This window comes from Corynebacterium stationis, assembly GCF_001941345.1.
GTDB lineage: Bacteria > Actinomycetota > Actinomycetes > Mycobacteriales > Mycobacteriaceae > Corynebacterium > Corynebacterium stationis.
On the sequence record NZ_CP009251.1, the window covers coordinates 2,780,604 to 2,802,688 of the forward strand.

A 22,085-nucleotide genomic window follows, 5' to 3' on the forward strand; every position below is an offset into this window, starting at 1 on the left:
AAACAGACTGGACAAGGGGCAAATGTCTTGCCCCTTGTCCTTAATTCTCGCCCAAAGCGAGTGCACTGCGTAAGCTAACACTCATGCTTGAGCGCTTGAAAAAGGTCGACCCACTTATTGTTTTGATTATCTCGGCGGTCATCATCGCCATTATCTTCCCGGCCCGAGGGCAGTTCGCCGAAGTGTTTTCAACACTGGTCAGTATCGCGATCGCGGTGTTGTTCTTTCTGTATGGCGCACGATTATCCACGCAAGAAGCGCTCAATGGCCTAAAGCACTGGAAGCTGCATCTGACCATCTTGATGTTTACTTTCGTGCTCTTTCCCATCGTCGGGCTAGCCCTGCGGCCACTGACGTTATTTATTACCGATGAGATGTACCTCGGTATTTTATTCCTCACCCTGGTTCCCTCAACCGTGCAGTCTTCGGTGGCATTTACCTCCATCGGTCGCGGCAATGTGGCCGGAGCAATCGTGGCCGCATCTGCATCTAACCTCGTCGGCGTTATCGCCACCCCAGTCCTAGTGATGCTCTTGATGAATTCCACTGGCGGAATCCACATCGACGCCTCGGTCTTCGGCGAGATTGCGCTTCAACTTCTCGCACCGTTTATCTTTGGCCAGATCGTGCGCCCGTGGGTGAAGAATTTCGCAGCGAATAAAGCCACCAAAGTAGTCGACCGCGGCTCCATTGCCATGGTCGTCTACTCAGCTTTTTCCTCGGGCATGGTCTCCGGAGTGTGGGGGAAAATCTCTGTCGGAGAAGTTATCTTCCTCGTTGTCTTCTCCGCCGTGCTGGTCTGCTTCATGCTCTTTCTTACCCGCGTAATCAGCAAGCGCTTAGGTTTTAATCGGGGCGATACCATCGCGGCGGAGTTTTGTGGTTCCAAGAAGTCTCTAGCAACGGGCTTGCCCATGGCATCGGTCATGTTTGGCTCGGGCGCCACACTAGGTCTGCTGATTTTGCCACTGATGATTTACCACCAAATTCAGTTGATGATCTGCTCATGGCTTGCCGCGCACTATGGCAAGGAAGAAACCGAGCCAGTGACTTAGATAGACTGTCAGACCATGGACACCATTCACTACGTACGCACCACCTTGTCTGTTCCCGGCGCAGGCATGGCCATCCACATCGCCGAGCTCAAGGAGCTCAATAGCCAAGTGTGCGAGATGTTGCGCTTGATTGCTTTAGACCCCAATAATTCCATCGTGGGCGCAGCAGCTGGCGATGCACGTGAAGGCAACATTGATATGCCCACCAAGCAGGTTCCACACCCGGAAACCTATGACCAATTCCCGGATATTGAAGCGACGTACATCGATTCGCAGGAATTCGAAGGTTTGTGGTCGGAAGCCCAGGCGCTTTTCCCACGCCTGTAAGCACGACACGAAAGCGTCGCCCTCAAAGCAACAGAATGCCTCTGCAAGGTTTCACGTGAAACTTTGCAGAGGCATTATTTAGAAGACCAGGTTGACCAACAACATATAGGTAATAGTTCCGCCCAAAATGGATAAACCAACATCGCGGCGCCACTTGTGCAACAGATAAGTAGCAGCCACTGCGATGGCCACCGCCACGAAACCACCGGGAGACTCACGCTGCCCGTACCAAGTGTAAACCACCAGTACCGTCATTACTCCCACGGGCATGGTGCGACCCAAGACGGTCATAAACTCACTGTTTTTGAGATAACGCAGCAAGCTAAAGGGAAGAGCGCGCAGGGCGACCGTCACGATAAACAGAGGGATGATGACCGCGAGGATCATCCCTAAATCAACACCATTAGGCATCCTTCGCCCCCCTTCGCCATTCCATTTTTTCATCGATCTGTGGCGAGTAGAAGCGCAGCAGCAGTACCGCGAGGTAGGCCGTCAGTGCCACCATCAGGATCTGGTTAGGAAAGATCACCGCTGCGATAATCCCAAAGACTCCTGCGGTAAGCGGGAGGGAGTAATCCTGGTTATTCTTAAACGAATCCATCATTAACACGACGAATAGAGCAACCAGAGCAAACTCCAGTCCTTCTAAGTTGGGTGGAATGATTTGGCCGGCGAGTGCGCCGATAATCCCGCCACCGACCCACGCGAGTTGGCACAGAATTTGAATACTTAAGATGCGCGGTCCTGTAAGTTGCAGATCCCTCGGCATGGCCGAGACGATTGCATAGGACTCATCGGTAAGCGCGTAAGTGGAGTAAACCTTCCCCGGACCTGAATTAATACGATGGCGGGGAAAGGTCAGCCCATAGAACATGTGCCGGAAATTCACCATGAAGCCGGTAATGATAGATGCGGCAACGCTGGTGTTGTTTAAGACCATGGGAATGGCCAAAAATTCCATCGAACCAGCGTAGACGACGATGGAAAATATAGGCGTCCACCACCAGGCAAAGCCCGTTTGAACCATCAAGAGTCCAAACGCTAATCCTAAGGGAATTAGTCCGATGCCTACCGCCCAGGAATCCTTGATCCCCTTCTTTATCTCCTCAACGTGCATGCAGATACCTTATCAGTGCAAAACTAATTCAGCGCACCGGAATTCACCGCAGAATCCACCTCGGGATTCCGTGCGCTGACGTGCCGTTTTCCAGCAGGAAAGGGCGGGCGTTGAGGGCTAGTTGGCCTCGAGATCTTCCGGGAAGGTGGCATAGAGCGGAAGCGGCATGTCTTGGCGGCGCATGACATCGCCCCACAGGTCCGCCGAACCCGGCGTAATTACGTCTTGTGGCAGGGCAGGGGTGACAAACCAGTCGCCGCGCTCAATCTCATCATTAAGCTGTCCCGGACCCCATTCGGCGTAGCCTGCAAAAAGGCGCACACCGTCGACGTAGTTGGCGAGCTCTTCCGGATCGGTGCGCATATCCACGTGCGCAAGGCGAGGCGCAAGGCGGTTGAGATGCGGTTGGGCATCGATATTCACGCCCGTCTTGGTCATGGCCAATCCGACTACGGATTGCTGGTTGAGCGGACCACCGATATAAAGAGCTTGTGGCTTAGCGATGACCGGAAGCCAGTCCGGAAGCACGTTAAATACCGCGACCTCGCTGCGGGAAGTCAGGTCCACGCCGAAACTCATAGAATCGGTGTGCTCAATGACGAGCAAAACGGTGCGGTTAAAGTGCGGGGACATCGTGCCGGGCGCAGACACCAGCAGTTGGCCAGGGCCTGGCTCGTTGCGCTCTAAGGCGTTGAATAATCTATCGGCGTACATCATTTCTTAGACTCCCACCATTTCAGCAACTCCGCAATAGCTTCGTCCCGCGACAGCGGGCCGACCTCGAGCCGCAAATCTTTCATAAAGGCCCACGCTTGACCAACTTCGGGGCCAGGCTTGAGATCTAGAATTTCCATGATCTCATTGCCATCCAAATCTGGACGGACTGCAGCGATGCCTTCTTTTTCTTGAATCTCCGCAATGCGCTCTACTAAATGATCATAGGTGCGTTGCAGGCGCCGCGCCTTACGTTCGTTGCGCGTGGTGCAGTCCGCGCGCACTAGCTTGTGGAGCCGCGGGAGCAATTCACCGGCATCGTTGACGTAGCGACGTACCGCAGAATCCGTCCACTGACCTTCACCAAAGCCATGGAAACGCATGTGCAAGCGCACTAGCTCGGAGATCGCCGAAATAGTAGCTTTTGGGTACTTCAGCTGACGCATGCGCCGGCGAGCTAATTTCGCACCGACAATCTCATGCTGGTGGAAACTAACCTTGCCGTCAGTGACATCCCGGGTATCAGGCTTGCCGATGTCATGCAGCAGCGCGGCCCACCGCAATACCAGATCGGGGCCGTCTTCTTCTTGTTCCATCGCTTGGCGAAGAACCGTGAGCGAGTGCGCATAGACATCCTTATGCTGCGCGTGCTCATCCGGTTCCATGGCCATCGCAGGAATTTCGGGGAAGATGATCTGCGCCAGGCCTGTCTCCACGAGCAGGTCAATGCCATCCCACGGAGCTGCACCGAGGATCATCTTGTCCATCTCTACCTGGATGCGTTCAACAGTGATGCGGCGGATTTCCTCAGCCATGTCGGCCATGGCTTGACGCACGCGGTCGCTCACCCCAAATTCCAACTGGGAAACAAAGCGCGCGGCACGCAGCATCCGCAGCGGGTCATCGCGGAAAGAAAGCTCCGGGGCAGCCGGAGTGTCCATGATCCCAGCCTGCAAGTCCTTGAGACCTGCCATCGGGTCAAAGAATTCCCGGGTGCCATCGGCACGGAGCTCGATTGCCATGGCGTTGACTTTAAAGTCACGGCGAATCAAGTCATCGTCAAGCGTGTTGCCAAACGTGACCTCCGGGTTACGGCTATCCCCGTCATAAAGATCAGCGCGGAAGGTAGTGATTTCAATCTGCTGGCCCTTGTACACCGCAGAGACCGTGCCAAACTCAATGCCAGTATCCCACGTTGTCTCCGCCCAGCCGTCCAAGATCTCATGAACAACCTCGGGCCGAGCATCAGTGGTGAAATCCAGGTCATTGCCCAAACGGCCCAACAAAGCATCACGAACGGAGCCACCTACTAAATAGAGGGAGTGTCCGCGGCGCGAAAATTCGGATATCAAGCCGGATAAAAGATCACTTAAGCCTGCAATGGTCGAGTCTGCACGGGCGAGAAGCCCCATTAGCTGAGTGTCCTGTAAATCCACGCCTTGGAGTCTACTACGATAAGCAGGGATGACTAACCACGCTAACCGGAAGCGGCGCAAACGCCGCCCAGCGCAACGGCCGCAACGCCAGACGCGCTCGACAAATAAAATGGTAACCCGCGATGAAACCTCAGCGGGTGGCTTAGTGGTGTCCGGATTAGCTGAGGCAGTCGGTGAAGACGGGGAAGTAGATCTCACCCGCATTTACGTCGCGCTGATCGGCAGGCTTGATCGCCGCGGCCGCCTGTTGTGGTCCATGCCGAAGGGCCATGTCGAAGATGGAGAGCCCAAAGACCTCACCGCGCAGCGCGAGGTGTGGGAAGAAACTGGCATCCATGGAGAGGTAATCTCCGAATTGGGCGTCATTGATTATTGGTTCGTCTCCGATGGCGTGCGCATTCACAAAACGGTGCACCACTTCCTCTTGCGCTTTGTCGATGGCATCTTAAATGACGAAGATCCTGAGGTCACCGAGGTGGCCTGGGTTCCAGTGGCCACGTTGATTGAGCATTTGGCCTATGCCGATGAACGCAAGCTCGCGCGCTTGGCACATGATCAGCTCCCGGATCTCGCACGAAAGGAAGCCGCAGCAGGAAGGGCAACCCCGCGGTGATGACGGTGAGGTCAAGGCACTTTTTGTGGCGTCTTCCCATAAAGCGCGCAGCGGGCATTTCCGCTGCCGCGGCTTTAACCATGCCTTTGGCACTTGGCGGTGCGCTAATCGCTCCCGCGCCTAGTGCAGATGCTCAGGAATATGTCCAAGAAGATAGTGACGTAGCCGTTCAACACCCAGGCTGGGAGAGCCTTTCGACCCGCCGCGATGATCGCGTGGGCTTTGAGCTCACCACGAATCCGGGCAGCGTGGAGTTAGATGAGCGCTTCAACGTCGGGATGGAAATTTCCAACGACACTATGGGCACGCTGGAAAACCTCCAGGTTACGGCTCGTCGCGGCCCGCAGGTCACAGATGCCGAATCTGCGCAGCAACAGCTTGCGCACGGGGATTTTCCCTATTATGGCTCCACGGTATTCCCAGCGGCTATGGCACCGGGGGATAGTGCCACTGAAGATATTGATATCGCTGTCGGCTTGGAAGATGAAGCCACCTTGGCGATTACTAGCCCAGGTGTTTATCCCGTCATGTTGTCGCTGACAGGCACACTCGATGGGGAGCCAGTTGCGCTTGCCGATGACCGCTTCTTGCTCACTGTCACCGACGCCGATGGCCAGATTCCCGGTGCGGATGATTCATTTGCACCCTCGACTCTGATCTATCCCATTACGGCGCAGACCAATATCGCGCCAGGAGAAACCGGCGATAGCCCGCTGGTGCTTAACGATGAATCTCTGGCCGAGCAATTAGCCAACGGTGGTCGTTTGGATCGCCTCGTTGATATCTACGAGGACCATAAGTTAGGCGATGGCGCTTGCATCGCTATCGATCCGGCCCTTTTAGACACCGTGGATCGCATGAGTGATGGCTATAACGTGGCTGATAAGCATCCGCCGATTGTTAAAGAGCGCAAACGCCTGCGCGATTCCTGGTTTGATAATGATGACTATGACGAAGGCGTTCCCGGCACCGGCGCTGCCGATGCCAAGCGCTGGGTCGAGCGTGTTTCACAGTTGAATTGTCTCATCGCGATGCCGTGGGCGAATACTGATCCGAATGCGGTCGCGCGCGTTAATAACAACTGGCTCAATGTTGAAGCCACCGAACGCGGTAAAGAAACCATTCGCGCAATTACGGGCAAAGAAGTTGCCTCTGATCTGATCGTTTTGGCATCAGGTTATTCAGAAACCAAGACCGAATTGCCTTTCTTAGTTGCCGATAACACCGGCTGGGAGGGCGAAGCAGCAACTTTTGATGCCAACCAAGCAGCGCTGCTGGCCCAAGCGGGCACGAGACCACAAACCACCGCGTATACCGATCCGTGGCTGCGTTATGACTTCACCACGGATTCTGTGCATGCTCGTGATCTCTCAGCAGCGTCGGCAATCTTTTTGCAGGATGCCCAAGAAGACACCAATGAAGCTCCGAGTATTGTGAAGTTGCCGAATTACTTGGAGCCATCGACAGCCGAAGCGGTACTCGATGCCGTCGATAAGCTGCCCGAGCTACGCCCGCTTACTGCAGTAGAAATGCGCACCACCGATCAAAAACCGGGGCTGCCTATGGATAGCACTGGGGTACAAGCGGTGTCTGACCCAGCGGCTTTTACTGATCCGGAAATCCAGCGCATCGCTCAGCAAGCTCGTTATACCGATGAGCTGACCATGATGATGGAAAATAGCGAATCCATCGCGATGACGCGTTATGGCTTTACCTTGCCGCTGCGTCGCGATTTGCTTGCTGCCTTGTCGATGACCAAGCGCGATTCCTTGCACAGTCATGATGACGCGGTGAGCACTGCGAACCGCCGTTTGCAGGAAGATAACGTGGTGCTGCGCACATTGCGCGATGCGGTGAATTTGATCCCACCGGGCAATGTGTACACGCGCACCTCAGATTCTTCGCCGCTGCTGGTCGTAGCGGAAAATGCGTTGCCTTTACCAGTACGTGCGAAGTTGGAATATGACAGCATTGACGCCGTTAGTTTGAACACGTCCGAAGACATCGTCATTCCGGCAAAAGGTTCGATTACGGTGTCATTAACCGCTTCCATGCCTGAGCGGCAGGAGCGAACAAATATTTCTATGTGGCTTGCCACTGAAGACGGTGCGACAATCTCCGAGCCTGCCAACATCGCTGTGCAGACTCGAGGCGGTATCGTAAACATCTATGGCGCCGCCATAGCGTGTGCCTTGATCTTTGTCCTTGCCGTGGTGGTGAGAATTAGTCGGAAGAAGAAACGTGGACGACAAACCTAAATCTCTGAGTTCGACGGAGAAGCAGGACCAACCTGTTTCTCCGTCAAATGCTACTGCCCCTTCTGTCACGGAGGAAGACGCTGCCGCAACTGCTGTTGCCGCGGCGAATATTCCTGCGCTAAACAACGGCGGAGGTTCCGAAGAAACCTCGCCGGAAGGGGGCGCTGAAGAAGCTGAAGGTTCCTCGGTCGGCTTGCGCCAACGCATCGTTGCGCCTTCGCCACCGGCTCCCGTGCCGGAGCTGAAAAAACCGGAGCCAGTACCGCCGGCGGTAGAGGATAAGTCAACGCTGAAATCAGCGCAGGCGACCCAAACCAGTGACGGCGACGTCGTGCGCGCGACCGGCTCCATGGCGGTAGCGACGCTACTGTCACGCATCACGGGCTTTATCCGCAACGTGCTCATTGGTTCATCGTTAGGCGCGGCGATTGCTTCAGCGTTTACAACAGCAAACCAGCTGCCCAACCTGATTACGGAAATCGTCCTCGGAGCCGTGTTGACCTCGCTTGTGGTCCCAGTGCTGGTGCGTGCGGAAAAGGAAGACGCCGACCACGGCGAAGCCTTCGTACGAAGACTATTCACCCTGGCAGTCACGCTGCTGGGGGCTATCACCTTGCTGTCCATTGTCTTCGCGCCTCAACTGGTGAAGATGATGCTGCCGGAAACCGGCCAGGTCAACACCACGCAAGCAACAAGTTTTGCCTATCTGCTGCTCCCGCAGATCTTCTTCTATGGCCTGTTTGCACTGTTCCAAGCAGTGCTCAACACCAAGCACATCTTTGGCCCCGCGGCCTGGGCGCCGGTGGCCAATAACGTCATTTCTATCTCGGTCTTGCTGGCTTATCAGTTTGTTCCCGGCCAGCTCAATGCCGCTGAAGCTTCCCCAGTAACAGATCCCCACGTCCTGCTGCTGGCTGCTGGTACCACCTTAGGCGTGATTATCCAGTGCGCGATTTTGATGCCTTATATCAAAAAGGCCGGCATCAATATCAAGCCTTTGTGGGGCCTGGATGCACGCTTAAAGCAGTTCGGAAACATGGCGATTGCCATTGTTGCCTACGTGGCAATTTCCCAATTCGGCTACATTGTCACCTCCCGTATCGGCGCGCTTGCTGATGAAGCAGCACCGTTTACTTACCAGCAAGCATGGCTGCTTTTGCAGGTTCCATACGGCATCATTGGCGTCACTTTGCTCACGGCGATTATGCCAAGGCTCTCGCGCAACGCTGCCGAAGGCGACGTCAAGGCCGTCGTTCGCGACCTGACTTTGGGCACCAAACTGACCTTTATTGCGCTGATTCCAATCGTCATTTTCATGACTGCTTTTGGCGTTCCGATTGCGCGCGGGCTGTTCCAGTACAACAATTTCTCCGCCGATGACGCTGAGCTTTTGGGACTCACGCTATCCTTCTCGGCGTTTACGCTGATTCCTTATGCCTTGGTGCTTTTGCACCTGCGCGTGTTCTACGCGCGTGAAGAAGCCTGGATTCCGACTTATATTATTGCCGGCACCATCTTCACCAAGGTTGTGTTGACCATGCTCTCACCACTGGTGGCAGGCTCTCCTGAGCGCGTGGTTATTTTGCTCGCGGCTTCCAACGGGTTTGGTTTCATTGCTGGTGCCGTCATCGGCGCTTTCTTGCTGCGTCGCAAGCTGGGCAACCTCGGTGGCCCAGAAGTCATGTCCACTACCTACTGGGCTGTAGGCGCATCCCTGGTCGGCTTAGTGCCTTCTGCGCTGCTGATGTGGCTGATGAACTGGCTGCTGCCAGATTCTGTTCCGAGCGTGGTCTTCTTGCTGCTGCTAGCTATTGTCGGCGTCATTTTTGTGATCACCACCGGTGTGGTCTTGGGCCGCTCGAGCTTGCCGGAGGTCGTCAACCTTGGCCGTGCGCTGCAGAGGATCCCAGGCCTCAGCCGCTTTATCCGCGTGCGCACCGAAGATGGCATTAACGTCGAAGCCCCCGAGATGGCTGAAATTCAGCCGATCTACGGCCTGGATGCATTCAACTCTTCGCCAGTTCCACCACCAATGTCCGCGGGTATTGTGCGCGGCCCACGCTTGGTCCCTGGTGCGCCAGTTTCTGATGGCCGCTTCCGCCTGCTGCGTGACTGTGGTTCCGTTCCAGGTGCACGCTTCTGGCAAGCCCGTGAGCAAGATACGGGCCGCACTGTGGCGCTCACATTCGTTGACACCACCTCGCAGGCACCGCTGGCGCCAGCTCCTCCAGCAGAGGCAGCACGCCGTTCAGCGCTGGTATCGCGCAATACCCGCAAGCTTGCTGAGCTCAACCTCGACACCATGCCAACCGGCGTGGAAATCTTGGGCTACCGCTCAGGTTGCTTGGTTGTAGCGGACTGGGTCGAGGGCTCTGATCTGGCAACCGTTGCTGAGTCCGGCAGCTTGGATCCACACGCTGTAGCTCGCGCGCTGGCGCCACTGGTGGAGGATTCCGCCACCGCGCACGAGGAAGGGCTTGCGGTAGGTATTGATAACCGTTCCCGCATCCGTATTTCCACCGATGGGGTAGCGGTGCTGGCTTTCCCGGCAGTGCTTAATGAGGCGACTGAAGAGACCGACCGCAAGTCATTGTCTTCTGCTCTTCGCTTGCTTGTCGATGCCTCCACCCCAACCCCACAGGTTCTGGTGGACTTAGGCGATAAGGACGCGGATCATTCCCTCGAAGAAATCGCCGCTGGATTGCGGGATTACGCACCAGTAGAGACTGATGAGCAAGAAGAGCAAGAGCCAGTTGAGGCGCTACCTATGCCAGAAGAGCCGCTGGCGCGACAGGATATCCCGGAGGAAACCGCTGGCTTTGGTGCCCGCAGCTATACGCGCGTGGGTGCAATTGTTGTTGGTACCGCAGTGATCTTCTTCGTGGTCTTGATGGCCGCGTTGACCACCTGGATCACTTCTTTGATCGGCAAGGATTCAGAGGCCAACCCAGTGGCAAGTGCCCCGCTGGAAAGCCAAGAATCGGCAGAACCTACGTTGGCAACCTCACCGCCGGTGATGCTACCGATGGCCTCAGCCATTGAGGTACCGACCGGGCGTATCGTCGGCGAGGCTGTCGATGATGACCGTGACACCGCTTGGACCGGCGATGAAACTGGTTTGGGAATCGTGGTTACTTCAGAAAACTCCGCACAGCTGCGCGATGTCTTGATCTCCCATCAGGGGTCGTCTGGAGCAGAAGTTGCCATCTATGGCGCCAACGCTGCTGACTTCACCGCGTCGCAGTTCAACGCTGATGAGCTCACGCAGCTGGGCGAGGGCACGCTCTCGCGTGGTCGTACTGCCATCGACCTAGAAGAGGATCCAACCTCTTATGACTCGGTGATTGTGTGGGTAACCAAGCTTCCTTCCGATGATGAAATCAACGTGACGGAAGTACAGCTGACCGGAGTTATCACCGGTGCTGGTTCTACTGACAACCCGGAAGAAGCAGTAGGCGAAGAAAGCTAGTCACAGCTTTGCACCTTCAGCCGGCTTGAAGCTTAAGAGAAAACTCTTGCTTCATGCCGGCTTTAGTATTTGCTATTAGGATTGGTGGCGCGGCCTCCCAAACCGTGGGGAGGCCGATGGTTTCTGATTGGTTGTTATTGCAGTTTTCTACGCGCGAAAAATATTTTTACCGCTTCTAACTGCAATTTCAAAATATTTTTAGTTAAAGGTTGACGTATCATGCAACTGGTGCCATAATAGTTGTTGTTGCGTCAACAAAGGTTGATGCTAAAGCTTGAATCGCAACGCACTTGAATGACTACTTAGGAGTACACAATGTCTAACTTCACCGGTTCTTACACCTTGGACCCAACCCACACCATCATCGGTTTCGTAGCTCGCCACGCAATGGTTACCAAGGTTCGCGGCAAGTTCAACGAGTGGGATGCCACCATTGAAATCGCTGACACCCCAGCAGATTCCAACATCGAGGTTGTAGTTAAGACCGCTTCCGTGGACACCGGCAACGCTGACCGTGACGGCCACGTTCGCGCTGATGATTTCTTCAACTCCGAAGAATTCCCAGACATGATCTTCAAGGCAACCGACTTCAACATCGATGAGAACGGCAACGGCACCCTGACCGGCGACCTGACCATCCGTGAAACCACCAAGTCTGTCACCCTGGATGTAGAGACCGAGGGTATTGCTGAGGACCCATTCGGCAACACCCGCGTGGGCTTCGAGGCTTCCACCAAGATTGACCGCACCGAGTTCGGCCTGAGCTTTAACGCTCCACTGAACACCGGCGGTGTCCTGGTTTCTGAAAAGGTCACCATCGAGATCGAGGGTTCTGCAATCAAAAACGCTTAAGTTAAAACCTTGAAAAGGTCGTGCTGTCGGATTTTCTCCGACAGCACGACCTTTTCAATTGCTCTCTAAACTACACCGACCAGGCTTGCCAAAGATTTTCATACTCCCCACCAAGTGTGCGCAGCTGCTCATGCGTGCCGGATTCTTTAATGCTGCCGGCCTCCATCACGATGATGCGATCTGCATCGGCAGCCTGATCCAGGCGGTGGGCCACTGTCAGGCACCCACGATCTTTGACTACAACCCGCGCTGCTTCTTCCAAACGCTGCGCCTGATCCGAACCAGCTTCTGCAGTCGCTTCATCTAAAATCACCAATTCTGGATTGGCGAGCTCCACGCGCGCCAAAGCCAGCATCTGGCTTTCAACCGCACTAAGACGAAATCCGCCGTCACCGATGACAGTCTCGAGTCCCTGGGGCAAGCGGTCAATCCAAAAATCGCCCACGGTGGAAAGGGCTGCGCGGACTTCTTCATCACTGGCACCAGGTTTAGCCATGCGCACATTGTCAATCACAGTGCCACGAAAACAGTGCATTTCTTGGCTGACCATCGCGATGACACCGCGCAGCTGACCCGGGTCAATATCAGCAATATTTTTGTCATTTAGCGCCACGGTGCCGTCAGTTGGGGTCAACAGCCCGGATGCGATCAACGCCAGCGTGCTCTTGCCGGCACCTGTGGCACCAACAATGGCGATATGCTCACCCGGTGAAATATGCAGACTCACCTTATCGATGACGGGAAGCTCGTCGAAGGCGTGGGAGACATCGACAAGCGAAAGCGTTGCGTGCTGCGGTGCTGCAACCGTTCCGGGTGTGCGTGCCTGCGCTGTGTCGATGACCCCGACCATGCGGATCAGCGAGGCGGCTGCTGACTGAATATCGGCAAACATGCCCACCACAATGCCAATCGGACCGAAAAGCCGGTGAAAGATCAATGCCGCAGTGGAAACCGCACCGACTGTGACAAGATCTTGAGTGACCAGGTAAAAGCCCATGCCCAAAATAGCAATCAGCGTTATGCACTCCGCGCGGTTATTGCGGGAAAAGGCCCAGGTAACAAATCGGAATACCGCAATCGAAATATCCCGCGCCTTGCCTGAAGCCTGGTTGATGCGCGCAAGCTCCGCCGGTTCCGCGTGGTAGGCGCGCAAGGTTGAAGCACCTTCCACAGCACCCAGCAGGCGTTGCGTGCGAACACCAAAAGCTTCGCGCTCTTGGGTATACATAGGACCCGACCTGGGCAAGTAGACGCGCAAAGTTGTCCAGTACAAGGGGATAGCGATTAACCCGATCAGCCCTAAACGCCAATCCACCGCGGTCATGCCGACGGCAGAGACAATCACCGTGAAACCAGCTTGGATGACCATCGGCATAACGGAGCTCGCCGCCGTGGACACTTCCCGGGAGTCATCAGCAACACGTGAGACTAAGTCACCGCGACCGGCACGTTCTACGGTGTCTGAATCCAAGGTCAATGCCGCATCCAGTACCGATTCACGCAAGTTGGCGATGGCTGGTTCTAGAACCCGCGCCAGCAACACGTTGCCCCACCAAGTGCCCAATGCTGCGATGATGCCGCCGACCACGATAAGCAAGCAATACCCGAGTACTTGACGGAAATCCGGGGTGATGAGCAATTTGTCGACCACGACGCCGACTGCCCACGGGCCGATCAGCCCACAGATCGCAGTAACTAAGCCCAAAACCACTACGCCAAGCAGACGAAGCCGATAGGGTTTGAGCTGGTCAAACACGACCTTGAAAGCGTGCTTGGGGCGCGGTGAGGCTAAAATAGTACTCATTTACTTCACCTCGTCTGCTAGGTGCCGAAAAGCCGGTGAGGTGCTGAGCACCAGCGTGGACTTGCCCGCGCGATAGTTATAGATCCCCTGCGCGATACTAACTTCGGTGACTGAATCAACGGCACTGGTGGGATCGCTAAGCACTAGTACTTCCGGATCTGCATACAAGGCGCGCGCTAAAGCCAGCCTTTGGCGCTGACCGCCGGATAAATTGCTGCCCGAATCCCGCACGGGTGCATCCAGGCCCTCGGGGAGTGTTTCAACAATCTCTGCCACACCCGATGCTTCCAGCACCGCTGGGTCAATGACCGTGTTGGGTTCATGCGTCATGGTGATATTAGAGCGCAAGGTTCCCTCAACGATGTCGGCTGAGTGCGGTGCAATCAGTATCTGCTCGTGGTTTTCAGGCAAGGTGATAGCCGCTGGGTCCGCGACAGTGAACGCAGAATCAGCGATTTCTACGTTGTAAGTTTGACCATTCGAAGGTGGGGTAGTGCCCAAGAATTCGCTTACTCGTCCGGCTGCGCCATGCGCAACGGCGGCATCACTCATGGAGTTGCTCAATAGCCGGATCGGTTCTGAAAGGTACACGGCAATACCCACGATGGCCACGAGCTGACCTGGTTCCAAGTGACCGGAGGTGACTCGCCACGCTGACATCAATAACACCGCAGCTAGGTTCAAAGCCACGGCTAGCTCACCAATGCCAGCGACTTTTCCGGTGGCAGCAGCAGTGTTAATAGCCGCGCGCGCGGATTCTTGGGAGGCCCGGTGATAAGCGGAGCTTGCCCATTTCTCACCGCCGATAGCTTTAATGACGCGCAAGCCCAGCATCGTGTCACCGACTTGCGCCCCGGCGGCGGCAAGCGTGGCTTGTTGCTTCGCGCTGCGTTGGGAAATCCCCTTGCTGGTTGAGGCCACGATCAAAGAAATCACCGGCGCGATAATCATTACGATAAGCCCGACTAGCCAGTCGCTAAACAGCAAAAATATCGCACTTACGGCAAAGCCCGTAAGCGCGGAAACACCCGTTCCAATTTGGCCAAAGATGCGCGTGATGGAGTCAGCGTCCGCAGTAGAGCGCGACATCACTTCACCAGGCACAAGATCTTTAGTAGCCAGCTTCGTCAACGCATGCTCTGCAACTTCTACCCGCAAAGAATGCGATTCATGGTTGACTGCACGATTAAGCGCCCGGGAGCCAATGCGATAGGAACCGGAGAGAACCACGAATAATAGCGCGAAGCACACCAACGCGATCCCCATGAGCATGAGATCGCGCGACAACACTGCGTGATCGATGATCAGACCAATGGCGATAGGAACTAGAGCTTCACTAATTTGCCACAGACCTAAGAAAATAGCTCCCGCAACAGCGCGCTTCCATTGTCTTTTTACCGTGCGCTGCAATAGCGATGTTCCGCTGTGCGGCACCTTTTCCATAGCAACCTTTCTCTCCCGCAACAACGACATGGCTTATCGATGCCCGCAGAACCTACTGAATGCTATGAATCTACCTGAGATCAAACTTTAGTAGGCATAGGCGTTTGGAAAGAGAAGGAAGCTAAAGGGGCATTGCAGACGATCCCAGCCTTAATTCGCGGAGACGTTTACAGCCCAGCTGATGCCAAAGCGGTCACGGACGTGGCCATAGAGTTCGCCCCATGGCGCTAACTCCAGCGGCAAAACAACTTCGCCGCCAGTATCTAGGAACGCATCCCAATAGTGTCGGCCTTCTGCTTCATCCTCAGCAATGAGCAAAAGTGAATAAGGCGTGCCATCCAGCCCCGGAGCTGATTCATCCATGGCATCACCACCCGCGAGAGAGATGACATCGGAGACCAAGGTGGCATTGGCAACCGCATCCAGGTTTAGTTCAAAGGGAAATTCCGAGGCCATTTCCTCTGGGAATTGGCCATAGGTCACGATCTCGAGCTCACCACCGAAAATGGAGTGATAGTACTCAAATGCTTCCTTCGCAGTGCCGGGGAAGCTGATGTAGGTATAAGATTTCACGGACATGACGACCCTCCAATGGGGTAGTTGTGGCAACCCCATTCAAGGGCCGCTTAGCCTAAAGCGTACCTGCCCTAGCACCTGAGAAAAGGGCTCAGTGTGCTCAGCGTCATATTTTTCCGGTGAGTTCTACAATGGCAAATATGTCTCAAGCTAATCTCACTCATAAAGAAGCCCAGTTTCGAACCGATGCGCTCTCTTTAGATTCTTACCACCTGCATTTAGATCTGTCGCAAGCACGCGATCACGAGCGCACCACCTATCCGGTGAACACTCGAATCGTGTTCTCAACGACTGCACCGGAGATCTTCTTAGATTATCTAGGTGCGGAAATCTCTGATCTGACTGTCAACGGCAAGCCCGTTGATGTCGACTTCCACGATGGCAGAATTTACCTCCACGATCTGCCAACCGGGGAAGAAGTAACCGTTGAAATTAACAGTATCTCCAGCTATTCACGCAGCGGGCAAGGCTTACACCGCATGCTCGACACCGCGGACGGCAATACCTATCTCTATTCACACTTAGAACCTTCCGATGCCCGCCGGATCTTTCCATGTTTTGAACAGCCTGATTTAAAAGCGAAGTTTCACGTGAAACTTTCAGCACCCGCCGAATGGGAGATCCTGGCCAATCAGCCGGAGGCGTCCCGCGATACCAGTGGGAAAGTAGCAACCGTACAGTTCGCGCCAACTCCGTTGCTGTCTACTTATCTCACATCTTTTGCTGCGGGGCCTTATGCATCCAAGTCACAAACCTGGACCGCACCAGATGGTTCTCTAACGGTGGACTTACGAAGCTTAGCGCGGGCATCCATGGCCGACTACTTGGATGATGAGATCTTGGAACTGACCGCTAGGGGCATGGATTTCTTCCATGAGAACTTTGCCTATCCCTACCCTTGGGGCAAGTATGACTCTATCTTCGTGCCTGAATACAACCTAGGCGCGATGGAGAATCCAGGGCTTGTCACTTTTACTGAGTCTTATCTCTTTAGATCAGCGCCAACGCGCGCACAGCATGCTGCCCGCACCAACACGATCTTGCACGAAATGTCGCACATGTGGTTTGGCGATCTGGTTACTCCACAGTGGTGGGATGACCTGTGGTTGAAAGAATCTTTTGCTGAATACATGGGAGCAGACGCCTCCGTGCATGCCACTCAATATAAAGAGGCGTGGACGAATTTTGCTGGTAGTCGCAAGAATTGGGCATACCTCCAGGATCAGCTGCCCACCACGCACCCAATTAAGGCGGTGATCCCAGATGTGGATGCGGCACGCCAAAATTTTGACGGCATCACCTATGCCAAGGGTGCGGCAGCGCTGAAGCAGCTCGTGCACTATGTCGGCCGCGAAGAGTTTTATGCCGGCGCTCGGGACTATTTCCAGGCGCACGCTTTTGGCGCCGCAACCTTCGACGATCTATTAAACGCGCTGCGTAACCATACCGACCGCGATCTTGAAGCCTGGTCTAATGCATGGTTGAAGACCTCTGGGCCAGATACCCTTACTCCGGAAATTCGCATCCAAGGTGACAGCATTGAATCTTTAGAAATCCATGCGACAGCTGACGAGGAAGTTCGTCCACACCGTTTGAGCATTGCGCTTTTCGATGCCCACCTTCACCGCACTGACACCTTCGACGTCGATATCGCCGCTGGTAGCAGCACTACCGCGATCTCAGAGGCTAGAGGCAAGCCAGCCCCTAGCCTGGTTTTGCTCAATGATGGGGACCATACTTATGCGAAGGTGCGCTTTGATGACAACTCCTTAGAAACGGTGCGCACAAACCTTTCGCAGTTAACGGGAGGAGCCGAAGAAGAACTTTCACGCGCGGTTATCTGGACGGCTCTGTGGAATATGACCCGCGATGGGAAGTGGCCAGCTAAAGAATTTATCGCCACGGTCTTAGAGCATGCCCCGAAAGAAGACAGTGCCGATCTCATGGGCACCAACTTCGCCAATGCGCGCTATGCCGTTACGCATTTCCTGCCAGAAGAACAACGCGATGATGCACGTGCGGAGATCGCCCAGACTTCTTGGAACTTGCTGACCAGCGCCGATCCCGGATCCGATGCGCAATTGACGCTTGCCCGTTCTACCATCGCAACGCTTACCGCAACCCCTGAAGAATCGGGCACTGAGCGCCTGCAAGAGATCCTCAATGGCGCGGTTACGGGCCTTCAATTAAGCCCGGATCTGCGCTGGTCCATCATTCGCGGCCTCGCAGCACGCGATGCACTACCGCTAGAGCTCCTCGATCAGCAGCGTGCAGACGACAACACGCTTACAGGAGAAGCCGAATACCTAGGCGCGAAGCATTCATTCCCTACCGAGGAGAATAAGCGCTATATCTTCGATCAGCTGCTTATTCCGCAGGCGTATTCCAATGCGGAAGTACTGAAATTGCTTGGGGCATTTAACGCTCCACGCTCGGCATCGTTAAACGAAGTCTTTGCGCCAGAGTTCTTTGAAGTCCTATCTACTATCTGGGAAAAGCACCCCATCGAGATTGCCAACCACATTGTGCGCGGTTTGTACCCACAGCTAGAAATGGCTTTAGCGGCGACGGATGAGTTCTTAAGTGCTGACGCTGTCCCCGGTGCTTTACGTCGTGTACTGCTGGAATGCCAGGACACCGTGCGCCGCAACCTTCATGTGCAGAAAGTACAGAAGGGCCAGTAGTCGCAGACTGCGCAGGTCTAAGAAAGGTTGCGCGGTACAGCCCACTTCGGTGGGCTAAAAACCCTAGTTCTTTGTTGAAAGCCCCGTGATAATGGGTGAAGAAACACACCATGTAGTGGTGTTTAATATTTTCATCACAATATCTCGGGGGGATGTGCGATGGCTGCTGATGACAGTGAGCCCACGGACGAAGAACTGGTGGAAGCTTTCTTAAACGGGGACCACAAGGCTTTTTCCACCATCGTTGAACGTCACCGAGAACAACTCGTCTACGTCGCAAAGTCTTATACCAAGACGGAGACAGATGCCCAGGACATCGTGCAGGAGACATTCTTTAAAGCCAGCAATAAACTGCACACCTTCCGGGCTGAGGCCAAGCTTTCGACATGGCTAAACCGGCTGGTGCGAAATTCGGGCTATGACTATGTGCATCACCGTTCCAATGTCCAGCACCATTCTTTCGATGGGGAAGTAGACGCTGATCGAAATAGCTGGCTTTCCCACGAGCCCCTGATGGGCATCGACACACGCTTAGATATCCAAGAAGCTTTACAAAATCTGCAACCTGAGCAAAGGGAAGTGTGGATGCTCACGGAGATTGGTGGTTACTCCTTAAAAGATGTCGCAGGACTGCAGGGAGTAGCGGAAGGAACCGTAAAATCGCGGCGCTCGCGCGCGAAAAGTGCTCTGCGCTTGGCGATTGGCTAGCCGCACCATCGACGGCGGTAGACTCGCAAGAAGAATTGGTTTTTAAGAATTTACTTTCAAACCAAGTCGCCGGGGTCTTTGCAGCTACCTGTCTTGCAAGCTCGGCTCGACATGCAGCAGCTGTGGCGAATGAAATTAGTTCACGAACCCTGCTGTTGATCCTATTGGCGGCTATAATCGCCCACGGTAACAAATAGAGGAGTTAGTACATGACCATCCATGATGTCGCTATTGTTGGGTCCGGCCCAGCAGGCTACACCGCTGCACTTTATGCAGCACGCGCAGAGCTCAAACCCATCGTTTTTGAGGGTTTTGAATACGGTGGCGAATTGATGAACACCACTGAAGTGGAAAACTACCCTGGTTTCCAAAAGGGCATCATGGGCCCTGAGCTCATGGAAGAAATGCGCGCTCAGGCCACTCGCTTTGGCGCTGACCTGCGCATGGAAATCGTGGACTCGGTTGAGCTTGAAGGCGACATTAAGAAGATCCACGTCGGAGACGAAGTCTTTGAGGCTCGCTCTGTCATTCTGGCAACCGGCGCGGCACCACGCCACCTCGGCGTTGAAGGTGAAGACACCTTGACTGGCCGCGGTGTTTCTACCTGTGCAACCTGTGACGGCTTCTTCTTCAAGGGCCACCACATTGCGGTAGTCGGTGGCGGTGACTCTGCGATGGAAGAAGCCACCTTCTTGACCAAATTCGCAGAAACCGTGACCATCATTCACCGTCGTGAAGAGTTCCGTGCTTCCAAGATCATGCTCGAGCGTGCACGCGCGAACCCACAGATTAAGTGGGAGCTGAACAAAACGGTGGAGAAGGTCATCGAGGTTGACGGCAAGGTCGGCGGCCTAGAGCTTAAAGACACCGTTACTGGTGAGACCTCCACGAAGGACTTCACCGCGATGTTCGTCGCTATTGGCCACGATCCACGCTCTGAGTTCCTCGAAGGGCAAGTTGCTACTAACGAAGAAGGCTATGTCGTAGTTGAGCAGCCTTCCACCCGTACCAATGTTGATGGCGTTTTTGCGTGTGGTGACCTTGTTGATGACCACTACCGCCAGGCTATTACTGCTGCTGGTTCCGGTTGCCGCGCAGCTATTGATGCGGAACATTTCTTAGCTGCACAGCGTTAGGGAGAATATGAGCAACGTAATTGACGTAACCAAAGACACCTTCCGCAGCGAAGTTATTGACTCCGACAAGCTCGTGGTCGTTGATTTTTGGGCTGAATGGTGTGGTCCATGCAAGAAGCTGTCCCCATTGCTGGATGAAATCGCCGCGGAAATCGGTGACGATGTCACTATCGCCAAGATCAACGTGGATGAAGAGCGTGAATTGGGCGCGATGTTCCAGGTAATGTCCATCCCTTCTGTCTTGCTCTTCAAAAATGGTGAGAAGGTCGATGAGTTCATCGGGCTGCAGCCAAAGCCTGCGATTACTTCGAAGATTCAGGCGCAGCTTCAGTAATTTTCTCGTGTCTGTCATCAACCGTAAAGTGTGATGAAAAGACTCTAATAATATGTGACGCCGAGGTCGAAAGCTTCCTGCTGAGACCTCGGCGTCTTTGTGTTCCTGCAGGTTATTGCCGCTAATGTGGCATGGCGCCGCGTTAGGGCTAGTCGTGATTAGTTTGTTATCGTAGTTCGCTGATGTTTCCACTGATGTTCGTGTGAAATGGCGTATTCTCAAACTGTCACACTAGAGTGGAATGCAAGATTAATTGTCAACGGATAAAAGTATTTACTGAAATGGTTATGAGTTCTAGAAAGGGGGACGAAGTGGATCAAGTCCTTCGGGTTGGAGATCGCAGTGCCCGCGTTGCTGAAGCTAGGGCTACGCTTGCGCGCGTTGGAATGTTGTCGAACTACACCGGCGACGTATCGGATTGGAAGCGCCAGAAGTTCTCCGAAGAAGACAAGCACTTCGACCCCGAGCTTTCCGACATCCTAAAAGCATTTCAGCAGTCCCGGGGCATCATTCCTTCGGGAAATATAGATGATTTAACCCTGCGGGAACTACGCCAGGCTTCCTATAAATTGGGCAACCGGGTCTTAAGCTACCAACCCAACAATGAACTTGTTGGTGATGATGTCCTGCAGCTGCAACGCCAGCTGCAGGAGTTGGGCTTTTACATGGCGCGTATCGATGGCCATTTTGGCTCATTCACCCATCAAGCACTGCTGGAATATCAGCTCAATTACGGTCTGCAACAAGATGGTGTGTGCGGCCCCGCTACGATTCGTGCGTTCGGCCTCTTGGGCCGACGCATTACCGGCGGGTCTGCACACAACATTCAAGAGCGTGAACGCGTGCGTAATGCGGGACCCCAACTCGCTGGTAAACGCGTTGTTATTGATCCGAGTCTCGGTGGTGATAACAAGGGTCAGCAGGTGAAAGGTCGTTTTGGCCAGATTTCTGAGGAAGAAATCTTGTGGGATCTTGCCGAGCGCCTAGCTGGTCGCATGATTGCAGCGGGCATGGAAATTATCTATTCGCGTACTCGCGAGGATGAGCCTTCCAACAAGGACCGCGCAGAAATAGCCAATGCTTTTGATGCTGATCTGGTTATTTCCTTGTCCTGCGATCGCTACCCGAATGAAAAAGCTAACGGTATCGCAAGCTTTTACTTCGGCTCCGAGCTAGGTAGTACCTCCATGATTGGAGAAACGCTCTCTGGATATATCCAACGCGAGATTGTCGCGCGTACGGATCTGAGCAACAACCATAATCATGCTCGTACGTGGGAGCTGCTGCGTCTTACGCGCATGCCGGTTGTCCAGGTGGTGTTGGGCTATCTGTCCAACCCGCATGACGTTTCGGTACTGACCAATCCATCTAGCCGCGATGATATTGCAGAAGCCATCGTGGTTGCTGTCAAGCGCCTCTATCTGCTTGACGATGATGATGCGCCAACCGGTACCTATAATTTCGCCGAGCTATTGCGTGCTGAACAAGCTCCATAAAGCTTGGCACCAACAGATAATCACCGCATCCATCGAAGATTTACTTCGTTAGCTGCGGTGATT

General features: G+C 54.4%; 18 protein-coding genes. 11 read left to right on the plus strand and 7 right to left on the minus strand.

The window, feature by feature from the left end:
* Nucleotides 1-83 precede the first annotated feature (83 nt).
* On the plus strand, nucleotides 84-1,055 hold the full coding sequence (locus CSTAT_RS12865) for a bile acid:sodium symporter family protein (protein ID WP_075723725.1): 972 nt from the start codon (nucleotides 84-86) through the stop codon (nucleotides 1,053-1,055).
* Nucleotides 1,056-1,070: 15 nt separating this feature from the next.
* Nucleotides 1,071-1,382 carry a hypothetical protein gene (locus CSTAT_RS12870; RefSeq protein WP_075723726.1) on the plus strand — a complete coding sequence of 104 codons (312 nt, stop codon included), beginning with the start codon at nucleotides 1,071-1,073 and terminating at the stop codon, nucleotides 1,380-1,382.
* A gap of 78 nt (nucleotides 1,383-1,460) precedes the next feature.
* On the opposite strand, the gene CSTAT_RS12875 is transcribed toward CSTAT_RS12870, so the two are convergent.
* The 4 genes from CSTAT_RS12875 to CSTAT_RS12890 form a co-directional block, all read right to left on the minus strand.
* Nucleotides 1,461-1,793, minus strand: a complete 333-nt coding sequence (locus CSTAT_RS12875) for a branched-chain amino acid transporter permease (RefSeq protein ID WP_075723727.1) — start codon at nucleotides 1,791-1,793, stop codon at nucleotides 1,461-1,463.
* Nucleotides 1,786-2,499, minus strand: coding sequence for an AzlC family ABC transporter permease (locus tag CSTAT_RS12880; RefSeq protein ID WP_075723728.1), 714 nt, complete (start codon nucleotides 2,497-2,499; stop codon nucleotides 1,786-1,788). Before CSTAT_RS12880 ends, CSTAT_RS12875 begins: the two co-directional genes overlap by 8 nt.
* Nucleotides 2,500-2,616: 117 nt before the next feature.
* Nucleotides 2,617-3,213: a YqgE/AlgH family protein gene (locus tag CSTAT_RS12885; RefSeq protein WP_066839453.1), complete on the minus strand. Its 597-nt coding sequence runs from the start codon at nucleotides 3,211-3,213 to the stop codon at nucleotides 2,617-2,619.
* Nucleotides 3,213-4,625 carry a CCA tRNA nucleotidyltransferase gene (locus tag CSTAT_RS12890; RefSeq protein ID WP_244892943.1) on the minus strand — a complete coding sequence of 471 codons (1,413 nt, stop codon included), beginning with the start codon at nucleotides 4,623-4,625 and terminating at the stop codon, nucleotides 3,213-3,215. The genes CSTAT_RS12885 and CSTAT_RS12890 overlap by 1 nt, the downstream gene beginning before the upstream one ends.
* Nucleotides 4,626-4,677: 52 nt before the next feature.
* On the opposite strand from CSTAT_RS12890, the gene CSTAT_RS12895 reads away from it, so the two are divergent.
* The 4 genes from CSTAT_RS12895 to CSTAT_RS12910 all read left to right on the plus strand — a co-directional run bounded on the left by CSTAT_RS12895 (nucleotide 4,678) and on the right by CSTAT_RS12910 (nucleotide 11,841).
* Nucleotides 4,678-5,262, plus strand: a complete 585-nt coding sequence (locus tag CSTAT_RS12895) for an NUDIX hydrolase (RefSeq protein WP_066797192.1) — start codon at nucleotides 4,678-4,680, stop codon at nucleotides 5,260-5,262.
* Complete coding sequence (locus CSTAT_RS12900) at nucleotides 5,262-7,520, plus strand: hypothetical protein (protein ID WP_083640876.1); 2,259 nt, start codon at nucleotides 5,262-5,264, stop codon at nucleotides 7,518-7,520. The genes CSTAT_RS12895 and CSTAT_RS12900 overlap by 1 nt, the downstream gene beginning before the upstream one ends.
* The gene (murJ, locus tag CSTAT_RS12905; protein ID WP_075723730.1) at nucleotides 7,504-10,989 is read left to right on the plus strand and encodes a murein biosynthesis integral membrane protein MurJ; all 3,486 of its coding nucleotides are present in this window, start codon (nucleotides 7,504-7,506) and stop codon (nucleotides 10,987-10,989) included. The genes CSTAT_RS12900 and murJ overlap by 17 nt, the downstream gene beginning before the upstream one ends.
* Before the next feature lie 315 nt (nucleotides 10,990-11,304).
* On the plus strand, nucleotides 11,305-11,841 hold the full coding sequence (locus tag CSTAT_RS12910; protein ID WP_075723731.1) for a YceI family protein: 537 nt from the start codon (nucleotides 11,305-11,307) through the stop codon (nucleotides 11,839-11,841).
* Nucleotides 11,842-11,911: 70 nt separating this feature from the next.
* Here the strand turns inward: CSTAT_RS12910 and CSTAT_RS12915 are convergent, their stop codons facing one another.
* From CSTAT_RS12915 to CSTAT_RS12925, 3 genes are all read right to left on the minus strand, one after another.
* Complete coding sequence (locus CSTAT_RS12915; protein WP_075723732.1) at nucleotides 11,912-13,645, minus strand: ABC transporter ATP-binding protein; 1,734 nt, start codon at nucleotides 13,643-13,645, stop codon at nucleotides 11,912-11,914.
* Nucleotides 13,646-15,088, minus strand: a complete 1,443-nt coding sequence (locus CSTAT_RS12920; protein WP_075723733.1) for an ABC transporter transmembrane domain-containing protein — start codon at nucleotides 15,086-15,088, stop codon at nucleotides 13,646-13,648.
* Between the two features lie 150 nt (nucleotides 15,089-15,238).
* Entirely contained in the window at nucleotides 15,239-15,667 is a 429-nt protein-coding gene (locus tag CSTAT_RS12925) for a VOC family protein (protein WP_075723734.1), read from the minus strand.
* 137 nt (nucleotides 15,668-15,804) lie between these two features.
* Here CSTAT_RS12925 and pepN point away from each other — a divergent pair, with 137 nt between their 5' ends.
* The 5 genes from pepN to CSTAT_RS12950 all read left to right on the plus strand — a co-directional run bounded on the left by pepN (nucleotide 15,805) and on the right by CSTAT_RS12950 (nucleotide 22,022).
* A complete protein-coding gene (gene pepN, locus CSTAT_RS12930; protein WP_075723735.1) occupies nucleotides 15,805-18,348 on the plus strand; it encodes an aminopeptidase N in 2,544 nt (847 codons plus the stop codon).
* A gap of 159 nt (nucleotides 18,349-18,507) precedes the next feature.
* Nucleotides 18,508-19,056: an RNA polymerase sigma factor gene (locus tag CSTAT_RS12935; RefSeq protein ID WP_075723736.1), complete on the plus strand. Its 549-nt coding sequence runs from the start codon at nucleotides 18,508-18,510 to the stop codon at nucleotides 19,054-19,056.
* Nucleotides 19,057-19,265: 209 nt separating this feature from the next.
* Nucleotides 19,266-20,192 carry a thioredoxin-disulfide reductase gene (gene trxB / locus CSTAT_RS12940; protein ID WP_075723737.1) on the plus strand — a complete coding sequence of 309 codons (927 nt, stop codon included), beginning with the start codon at nucleotides 19,266-19,268 and terminating at the stop codon, nucleotides 20,190-20,192.
* Nucleotides 20,193-20,199: 7 nt separating this feature from the next.
* Complete coding sequence (trxA, locus tag CSTAT_RS12945; protein WP_066839472.1) at nucleotides 20,200-20,526, plus strand: thioredoxin; 327 nt, start codon at nucleotides 20,200-20,202, stop codon at nucleotides 20,524-20,526.
* A 311-nt stretch (nucleotides 20,527-20,837) separates the two neighbouring features.
* A complete protein-coding gene (locus CSTAT_RS12950) occupies nucleotides 20,838-22,022 on the plus strand; it encodes an N-acetylmuramoyl-L-alanine amidase (protein ID WP_066797223.1) in 1,185 nt (394 codons plus the stop codon).
* Nucleotides 22,023-22,085 lie beyond the last annotated feature (63 nt).